Origin of the sequence: Paracoccus sp. (in: a-proteobacteria), from assembly GCF_030536915.1 — a bacterium.
In the GTDB taxonomy this organism is placed as follows: domain Bacteria; phylum Pseudomonadota; class Alphaproteobacteria; order Rhodobacterales; family Rhodobacteraceae; genus Paracoccus.
On sequence record NZ_JAUNPC010000100.1, the window covers coordinates 1 to 9,508 of the forward strand.

The 9,508-nt window shown below is 69.7% G+C and carries 8 protein-coding genes and 1 pseudogene; 8 read left to right on the top strand and 1 reads right to left on the bottom strand.

Translation table 11 applies throughout. The features are described 5' to 3' along the window. Positions 1–150, bottom strand: a pseudogene (locus Q4F04_RS13355) (RNA pseudouridine synthase); the annotation flags it as partial. Between Q4F04_RS13355 and Q4F04_RS13360 the strand changes: the two are divergent. The 8 genes from Q4F04_RS13360 to aspS all read left to right on the top strand — a co-directional run. After that, on the top strand, positions 149–457 hold the full coding sequence (locus Q4F04_RS13360) for a DUF6476 family protein (protein WP_303370306.1): 309 nt from the start codon (positions 149–151) through the stop codon (positions 455–457). The pseudogene Q4F04_RS13355 and the gene Q4F04_RS13360 sit on opposite strands and share 2 nt — an antisense overlap. A 120-nt stretch (positions 458–577) precedes the next feature. After that, positions 578–2,443: a cobaltochelatase subunit CobT gene (cobT, locus tag Q4F04_RS13365; protein WP_303370307.1), complete on the top strand. Its 1,866-nt coding sequence runs from the start codon at positions 578–580 to the stop codon at positions 2,441–2,443. A 76-nt stretch (positions 2,444–2,519) separates the two neighbouring features. Next, entirely contained in the window at positions 2,520–3,656 is a 1,137-nt protein-coding gene (locus tag Q4F04_RS13370; protein WP_303370308.1) for a patatin-like phospholipase family protein, read from the top strand. Positions 3,657–3,671: 15 nt separating this feature from the next. Then, positions 3,672–5,471 carry an aminopeptidase P family protein gene (locus Q4F04_RS13375; RefSeq protein WP_303370309.1) on the top strand — a complete coding sequence of 600 codons (1,800 nt, stop codon included), beginning with the start codon at positions 3,672–3,674 and terminating at the stop codon, positions 5,469–5,471. A gap of 122 nt (positions 5,472–5,593) precedes the next feature. Next, positions 5,594–6,973 (top strand): FAD-binding oxidoreductase, encoded by a 1,380-nt coding sequence (locus Q4F04_RS13380; protein WP_303370310.1) that lies wholly within the window; start codon positions 5,594–5,596, stop codon positions 6,971–6,973. 119 nt (positions 6,974–7,092) lie between these two features. Next, on the top strand, positions 7,093–7,920 hold the full coding sequence (locus Q4F04_RS13385; protein WP_303370311.1) for a GH25 family lysozyme: 828 nt from the start codon (positions 7,093–7,095) through the stop codon (positions 7,918–7,920). Positions 7,921–7,924: 4 nt separating this feature from the next. Further along, a complete protein-coding gene (locus tag Q4F04_RS13390; RefSeq protein WP_303370312.1) occupies positions 7,925–8,563 on the top strand; it encodes a CPBP family glutamic-type intramembrane protease in 639 nt (212 codons plus the stop codon). A gap of 61 nt (positions 8,564–8,624) precedes the next feature. Further along, positions 8,625–9,508: aspartate--tRNA ligase (gene aspS / locus Q4F04_RS13395; RefSeq protein WP_303370313.1), on the top strand; the 884-nt coding region annotated here is incomplete at its 3' end.

Below are 9,508 nucleotides of genomic sequence, written 5' to 3' on the forward strand. Positions count from 1 at the left end.
TCCCTGCACGGCGCCATCGGCGATCAGCTTGCCGATGCGCGAGCGTGACAGGGCGGCGGACTCTGGCGCGGCCTCTGCCAGCGCCTTATCAAGCCGCGAGGGGCCGGCCGCTGCAGGGTCGGCCGGGATGGTCAGGACGAGGTCGGGCATGGCGCGGGATGATAGGGCAGAGAGCGGCCCGGTGGAAGTGCCCGAACTCGCATGGCTGCGCCGGCTGGTGACGGGACTGGCGCTGGTCATGGCTTTCGGCATCCTCGCGCTGGTGGCGATCCTGTGGCTGCGGCTTTCCCAGCCGCCGTTGCCGGTGCTGCCGTACGGCCTGACCCTGCCGGATGGAGCGAGCGCGGCAGCCGTCACCTTCGCCCGCGACTGGACGGTGGTCGTGACCGAAGCCGGAGAGATCCTGCTTTATGACCGCGCAGGCACGCTGCGTCAGAGGGTCCTGCCGGATTCCTGAGCCAGTCCCATCTTCTTCGCCCAAATATCCCGGGATCGTCGTATACGACGATGGGGCTGGCCCCCGGTCCGGCGATGAAGCCTTATGGACAGACGCCCCCGAACGTCGGAAAAGATCATCATGAAGAAAACCGACAACCCCGCCGACCCGTTCAAGAAGGCCCTGGCCGAGGCGACCCGTGCCCTTGCCGAAGACCATGAGCTGAACGTCACCTTCACCGCCGATCCCTCGGGCGTGGCGGGCGACACGATGCGGCTGCCGCAGGTCAGCCGGCGGATGACCCGAGACGAGATCGTGCAGGCTCGGGGCACTGCCGACGCGCTGGCGATGCGGCTGCGCCACCACGATGCCCCGACCCATGCCCGCTATGCGCCCTCGGGCCCGATGGCGCGCGAACTTTACGAGGCGATGGAGACCGCGCGCTGCGAGGCGCTGGGCGCCCGCGACATGCCGGGCGCGCTGTCGAACATCGACGCCAGGCTGGGCGCCGAGGCCGAGCGCAAGGGATACGGCCAGATCAAGGCTCCCGCCGACGCGCCGCTGTCGGTCGCGGCGGGCTACCTCGTGCGGCAGGCGGCGACGAACCGTCCGCTGCCGTCCGCGGCGCAGCACGTGGCCGACCTGTGGCGGCCCTTCGTGGAACAGCAGGCAGGCGGCTCGCTTGCCGACGTGAACGCGGCGCTCGCCGACCAGGCGGCCTTCGCACGGCTGTCGCGCCGGGTCATCGCCGACCTCGGCTATGGCGACCAGTTGGGCGACGACCCAGACGAGCCGCAGCAGGACGACTCGGACGAGAACGCCGAGGCCGAGGAGGAAGCCGGCGACAACCAGGCCCGCGAGCAGGAGGAAGGCGACGACGCCGAGGCCAGTCCCGAGCAGAGCCAGGAGCGGACCCAGGACGAGCGGCAGGCGCAGGTCAGTCTGGACGACCAGTCCGACGAGGAACTGGTCGAGGACGCCGAGATGGCGGACAGCGAGATGCCGCCCGACCTGCCGCCCCCGGTCAGCGAGGCCAGCGCCGACTACAAGGTCTACACCCAGGCCTTCGACGAGGAGATCCGGGCCGAGGAACTGGCCGACCCGGCGGAACTCGAACGGCTGCGCGCCTATCTGGACAAGCAGCTCGAACCCCTGAGGGGCGCGGTCAGCCGTCTGGCCAACAAGCTGCAGCGCCGCTTGCAGGCCCAGCAGAACCGAAGCTGGGAGTTCGACAAGGAGGAAGGGACGCTCGACGCCGGGCGTCTGGCGCGGGTGGTGGCGAACCCGACGACTCCGCTGTCGTTCAAGTGGGAAAAGGACACCGAGTTCCGGGATACGGTCGTGACGATCCTGATCGACAACTCGGGCTCGATGCGCGGGCGGCCCATCAGCATCGCCGCGATCTGCGCGGACGTGCTGGCGCGGACGCTGGAACGCTGTTCCGTCAAGGTGGAAATCCTCGGCTTCACGACCCGTGCCTGGAAGGGCGGGCAGAGCCGCGAGAAATGGCTGCAGGATGGCCGGCCCGCCACGCCGGGGCGGCTGAACGACCTTCGCCACATCATCTACAAGGGGGCGGATGCACCCTGGCGGCGGGTGCGCCCGAACCTCGGGCTGATGATGAAGGAAGGCTTGCTGAAGGAGAACATCGACGGCGAGGCGCTGGAATGGGCCCATCGCCGGCTGGCGCGGCGGAGCGAGGCGCGGCGCATCCTGATGGTGATCTCGGACGGGGCGCCGGTGGACGATTCCACCCTGTCGGTGAACCCGGCGAGCTACCTGGAAAAGCACCTGCGCGACGTGATCGCCATGGTCGAGCGCCGGGCCCAGGTGGAACTGATCGCCATCGGCATCGGCCATGACGTGACCCGCTATTACCAGCGCGCGGTGACGATCACCGACGTGGACCAGTTGGCCGGGGCGATGACCGAACAACTGGCCGCGCTGTTCGAAAGCGACCCGAGGAAGCGGGCGCGGGCCATGGGCGGTGCAGGGCAGCGGGGGTGATGGCGGAAACGACAGTGCTACGCCCGTTGCAGCGGCTGCGGCGCCGGGCGTGATGATCCCCAAGGCTTTCGTGCACATGTTTGCGGTTGTGGCACTGGCCGGCTGCGGCATCGTGCCGCTGCGCATGGCCCCCGCCGTTCCGGCCGCAGTCCAGTCGCAGGCCGAACCCGCAGGCTATGCCCATATCCGCTTTTACGGCGACGAGCTTGGTCCCAGCGATGCCTCGGCCGACGACCTGGGCCGCGCCACGCTGGAACGGCTGGCCTCTGGCGAGCCTCTGGACCTGCTGGCACTGTCGGGGGGCGCGGATGCCGGGGCTTTCGGCGCGGGGGTGCTGAAGGGCTGGACCCAGCGCGGCGACCGGCCCGAGTTCGACTATGTCACCGGCGTGTCCACCGGGGCGCTGATCGCGCCGCTGGCCTTCCTCGGCCCCGGTTACGACGACGCGCTGCAACGGTTCTACACCCAGACCACGGCCGCAGACATCTTCATCCTGCGTCCGCTGGCGGTGCTGGCGGGCGCGCCCTCGATCGGGGACAGCGCGCCGCTGCGCGATCAGATCAACCGGATCGTCACGCCGCAGATGGTCGCCGCCATTGCGGCCGAGCGGCGCCGCGGCCGGTTGCTGCTGATCGGGACGACCGATCTTGATGCCCAGCGGCAGGTGATCTGGGACATCGGGCGCATCGCCGCCTCGGGGCAGCCCGACCGGGTGCAGTTGATCCGCAAGATCCTGCTCGCCTCGGCCTCGGTGCCGGGGGCCTTTCCGCCCGTCACCATCGACGTGGTGGCCGGCGGGCGGCGCTATCAGGAACTGCATGTCGATGGCGGTGTCACCCGCGGCGTCTTCGCCTATCCGCCCGATCTGCGGCCGCCGCCGCCGCAGGGTCCGCGGCGGATGTGGGTGATCCGCAATTCCAAGCTCGCGGCCGAGCATGAGGCCACCCCGCCGGGCGTCGTGTCGATCGCCGCGCGCAGCGTGACCACGCTGATCAAGCACCAGTCGGTCAGCAACATCGCCGACATGCAGGCCCAGGCCCGGCGCGACGGCTTCGACTTCAACGTGACGGCGGTGCCGCCTGACCTGAACCTGCCGTCCTACCAGCCGTTCGACGCGGTTTACATGAACACGCTGTTCGCCGCGGGACTGGCGACGGGCCGTTCGGCGCATGGCTGGGCCGATGACGCGCGGCCGCTGCTGGGGCGGCGCTGAGGGAAAGGAAAGCGGATGAGCTGGCAGGACTTCTCGGTCACCCTCGACCCCGCGGCATCCGGGCCGAGGATCGCCGCGCTGCGGGACCTGATGGCGCGCGAAGGTCTGGACGCGGTGATCGTGCCCCGCGCCGACGCCCATCAGGGCGAATACGTGGCCGACGCGGATGCGCGGCTGCGCTGGCTGACGGGCTTTTCCGGCAGCGCGGGCTTTGCCATCGTCACGGCCCTGAAGGCGGGCGTCTTCATCGACGGGCGCTACCGCGTGCAGGTCCGGGCCGAGGTCGATCCGGCCATCCTCACCCCCGTGCCCTGGCCCGAGACCACCGCCAGCGCCTGGCTGAAAGAGGCGCTGCCCCATGGCGGGGCGCTGGGCTACGACCCCTGGCTGCATACCCGCGCCGAAATCGAGGCGCTGGAAAAGGGGCTCACGGGCAGCGGCATCACCCTGCGGGCGATCCCGAACCCCGTCGATGCGATCTGGCCCGACCGCCCGGCCCCGCCGAAAGGTGCGGCGCGCATCCATGACGCGGCGCTGGCCGGTGCGGGTCCTGCGGAGAAGCGGGCCGCCATCGCGGCGGCGCTGCAGGCGGCGGGGCAGCGGACGGCGGTGCTGACGATGCCGGATTCGATCGCCTGGCTTCTGAACATCCGGGGCGCGGACATTCCCCGCAACCCGGTCGTGCAGGCTTTCGCCACCATCGACGCCGAGGGGCGGGTGGGGCTGTTCGCGGACCCCGGCAAGTTCGACGACAGGCTGCGGGCGCATCTGGGCAACGAGGTGACGGTCTCGCCCCCGGAACAGTTCGCCCCGGCGCTTGAGGGGTTGCAGGGTCCGGTCAGGCTGGATGCCGACACCGCCCCCGAGGCGGTGTTCCGCGCCGTCGAAGTGGCAGGGATCGAGATCGCCCGCGACCGCGATCCCGTTGCGCTGCCCAAGGCCCGCAAGACCCCGGCAGAGATCGACGGGATGCGCGCCGCCCACCGCCGCGACGCGGTGGCGGTGATCCGCACCCTCGCCTGGGTGGACGCGCAGGAACCGGGCGGCTTCACCGAGATCGACGTGGTCAGGACGCTGGAAGGCTTCCGCCGCGAGGCGGGCGCCATCGACATCAGCTTCGACACCATCTGCGGCGCGGGCCCCAATGGCGCCATCGTGCATTACCGCGTGACCGAGGCCACGAACCGCAGGGTCGGGGACGGCGAGTTGCTGCTGCTGGATTCCGGCGGCCAGTTCCCCGACGGCACGACCGACATCACCCGGACCATCGCCATCGGCCCGCCCCCCGAAGCCGCGCGGGACGCCTATACCCGCGTGCTGCAGGGGATGATCGGCCTCAGCCGGCTGCGGTTCCCCAAGGGCCTGTCGGGCCGGGACATCGAGGCGGTGGCGCGGGCGCCCCTGTGGACGGCGGGGATGGATTTCGACCACGGCACCGGCCATGGCGTCGGGGCGGCGCTCTGCGTCCACGAGGGGCCGCTGCGGATATCCCGCCGGTCGGAACTGCCCCTGGAACCGGGCATGATCTTTTCCAACGAGCCGGGCTATTACCGCGAGGGCGCGTGGGGCATCCGCATCGAGAACCTGATCGCCGTGGAACCCGCCGCCAGCCCCGACGGGCGCGAGATGCTGGGCTTCGAGACCCTGACGCTGGTGCCGATCGACAAGCGCCTGATCGGGATCGGGATGCTGAGCCGGGTCGAGATCGCCTGGCTTGACGCCTATCACGCGCGGGTGCGGGACGAGATCGGGCCGCTGGTGCCCGAGGATGTGCGGGGTTGGCTGGAGCAAGCGACGGCGCCGCTGCAGGGGTGAGGTCGCAGGGGGCGCTGCCCCCGGCCGTTCCGGCCTCCCCCGGGATATTTTCACGAAGAAGAAGCACCTTGAGCGCGGCGCGGTGCGCTGGCATCTTTTGGGCGCCTTCAAGGAGTCTGAAGATGCCCATTTCCGAAGCCGTCCTGTCCGAATTGCGTGCCATCCTCGGCGACCGGCTTTCGACCGGCGAATCCGACCGCACTTTGCATGGCGCCTCGGAAACCTTCCACCGCGCGCCGCCGCCCGATGCCGTGGCCTTTCCGCTTGATACGGGGGAAGTCTCGCGCGTCCTGAAGGTCTGCAACGACAATGGCGTGCCTGTGATCGGCTGGGGCACCGGCACCTCGCTGGAGGGGCACGCGCTGGCGATCCATGGCGGGCTGGTCCTGGACCTGATGCGGATGGACCGGGTGCTGGAGGTCCGTCCCGAGGACATGCTGGCCGTCGTCCAGCCGGGCGTCACCCGCGAGGCGCTGAACACGGAACTGCGCGCGACCGGGCTGATGTTCCCCGTCGATCCGGGGGCGAACGCCTCGCTGGGGGGCATGGCCGCGACGCGGGCCAGCGGCACGACGGCGGTGCGCTACGGGACCATGCGGCAGAACATCCTGGCGCTGGAGGTCGTGCTGGCGGACGGCCGCGTGATCCGCACCGGCACGCGGGCGGCCAAGTCCAGCGCCGGCTATGACCTGACCGCGCTGATGGTCGGGTCCGAAGGGACGCTGGGGATCATCACCGAACTGACCCTGCGCCTGCACGGCCAGCCCGAGGACGTGTCCGCCGCCGTCTGCGCATTCCCCTCGCTGACCGAGGCCGTCACCTGCGTGGCCCAGACGATGCAGCTTGGCATCCCCATGGCGCGGATCGAGTTCATGGACCCGATGGCCATGCGCGCGATCAACCTGCACATGGGCTCGGACTACCGCGAGGAACCGCACCTGATGGTCGAGTTCAACGGCTCGCCCGAGGCCGTGCGCGCCAATGCCCAAGCCTTCGGCGAGATCGCGGCCGAGCATGGCGGGCAGGGGTTCCAGTGGGCCTCCACCCCCGAAGAGCGCAACCGGCTGTGGGCCGCCCGGCACGCGGGCTACTGGGCCACGCTGAAGCTGCGGCCCGGCGCGACGGGCGTCGTCACCGACATCTGCGTGCCCATGTCGGAACTGCCCGCGGCGGTCGAGGCGGCGGCGGCCGACATGGCCGAGGCCGGCATCCCCGGTAACATCGTGGGCCATGTCGGCGACGGCAACTTCCACACGCTGCTGCTGGTCGAGCCGGGCAACGAGGCCGAGATCGCGAGCGCCAAGCGACTGGCACAGCGGATGGCGGAACGCGCGCTGGCTGTCGGCGGCACGATCAGCGGCGAACACGGCATCGGCATCGGCAAGCGCGACCTGATGCGCGACGAGCATGGCGAGGCCTGCGCGGTCATGGCCGCCATCAAGCGGGCGCTCGATCCCAACAACATCATGAACCCCGGCAAGCTGCTGCCGGACATGAACTGACGGCCTGACGGCTTCGTGAACAGGGCCGCGCCGCTGCCTGTGGCGGCTGTCGTGACTTCGCCCGGAATCCCGTGGAATAGTCCCGCCAAACAAGTCCAAGAAACGGAACGAGGCGGGACATGAGATTGTGGATCAAGGCGGTGGCGCTGGCAGCCGTCACCGCGTTGGCAGGCTGTGCGGGTGCGCCGACGCAGCGGGTGGTGACGGATGTCAGCATCGGGTCGGGCCAGACGGTCCGGGGCGCCTTCACCGGCGGCGCGGTGCCGCTGTTCGGGGATACCGCCCCCCATGTCTGGACCAGCGGCCACCCCTATAACCTGCCGGTGCATGGCGTGGACGTGGCCCGCTATCAGGGCGACGTGAACTGGCCGCTGGCGCGGCAGTCGGGCGTCAGCTTCGCCTTCATCAAGGCGACCGAGGGCGGCGATTATGTCGACCCGATGTTCCGCCGCTACTGGGCCGAGACGCGGGCCGCCGGCATCCCGCGCGGGGCCTATCACTTCTACTACTTCTGCCGCCGCGGGGCCGAGCAGGCGGCCTGGTTCATCGCCAATGTCCCGCGCGAGCGCGGCGCGCTACCGCCCGTCCTCGATCTCGAATGGAACAGCCATTCGCGGACCTGCCGCTATCGCCCGACCCCGGCCGAGGTGCAGCGCGAGGTCGCCATCTTCATCGACATCGTGACGCGCCACTACGGCCAGCGCCCGGTCATCTACACCACCGTCGATTTCTACCGCGACACGGGCGTGCGGAATATCAACGCCGAGTTCTGGCTGCGCTCGGTCGCCGATCACCCGCGCGGCACCTATCCGGGCCAGCGCTGGACCTTCTGGCAATATACCGGCACCGGCACCGCGCCGGGCTTCCGGGGCAACGTGGACCTGAACGCCTTTGCCGGCAGCCGCGCCCAGTGGAACCGCTGGCTGGCGATGCGGATGCAGCGCTGAAGGCATGACGCGGCGCGCCGTCCTGTGGGCCGAGTTCCTGGCCCTGTTCGCCGGCGCGCCGCTGGCCATCGCCCTGTTCCTGCCCCCGCGCGAGATGTTCACGGCGCTGTTTGCCTTTGCCCTCGTAGGGCTAGGGCTGCTGTGGTGGACGGGCAATTTCGACTGGCGCAACCTTCTGCGCGGGTGGGGCAGGGTAAGCTGGACCCGCAGCATCGCCTTTGGCGGGCTGGTGGCGGTCACGGGGTTCGCGATCATGCGGCTGTCGCAGCCGGGCTTTCGGCCGGACCTGTCGCCGGACAGGCTGGGGTTCCTGCTGGTGCTGTGGTGCCTTTACCCGCTGCTGTCGGCCCTGCCGCAAGAGCTGATCTTCCGCTCGCTGTTCTTCCATCGCTATGGCGGGCTGTTCCCCGGCGCGGCGCAGGCGCGGCTGGCCAATGCCGCGCTGTTCTCGCTGGCGCATCTGATGTACTGGTCCTGGGTCGTGCTGGCGCTGACCTTCCTGGGCGGCTTGGTGTTCGCCCATGTCTATCTGCGGCGCGGCTTTCCTGCCGTCTGGGTGCTGCACGGCATCTCGGGCAACGTGCTGTTCACCGTGGGCATGGGGCGCTATTTCTTCTCGGGCAACGTGGTGCAGCCGTTCTGACCGGCTTGACTTGATGGCCCGCGCGGCGTTCATGCGGCACCGGACCACAAGAGGACGCGCCATGAACGCCTATCGCAGCCACACCTGCGGCCAGTTGACCGCCGCCGACGCCGGGAACACCGTGCGCCTGTCGGGCTGGGTGCATCGGGTGCGCGACCACGGGGGCGTGCTGTTCATCGACCTGCGCGACCATTACGGCATCACCCAGGTGATCGCCGACAGCGACTCTCCGGCCTTCCCGGTGATGGAAAAGCTGCGGGCCGAGACGGTGATCCGCATCGACGGAAGGGTGAAGCTGCGGGACGCTTCGCTGGTCAACCCCAAGCTGCCGACCGGCGAGATCGAGGTCTACGCGACCGACGTGGCGGTGCTGGGCGCGTCGGACGACCTGCCGCTGCCGGTCTTCGGCGACCAGGATTACCCCGAGGAGACGCGCCTTGCCTACCGCTTCCTCGACCTGCGGCGCGAGAGCCTGCACAACAACATCATGCTGCGGTCGCGTGTGGTGAAATGGCTGCGCGACGCCATGTGGGACGCGGGCTTCACCGAGTTCCAGACGCCGATCATCACCGCCTCGTCGCCGGAAGGGGCGCGCGATTTCCTCGTGCCCTCGCGCCTGCATCCGGGCAAGTTCTACGCGCTGCCGCAGGCGCCGCAGCAGTTCAAGCAGTTGATCATGGTCGCGGGCTTCGACCGCTATTTCCAGATCGCCCCCTGCTTCCGCGACGAGGACCCGCGCGCCGACCGCTCGCCCACCGACTTCTACCAACTCGACGTGGAAATGAGCTTCGTCGAGCAGAAGGACGTCTTCGCCGCCATCCAGCCGGTGATCCAAGGGTTGTTCGAGGAGTTCGGCGGCGGCCGCCGCGTGGACAGCGAATGGCCGCTGATCCCCTATGTCGAGTCGCTGAAGAAATACGGCACCGACAAGCCCGACCTGCGCAA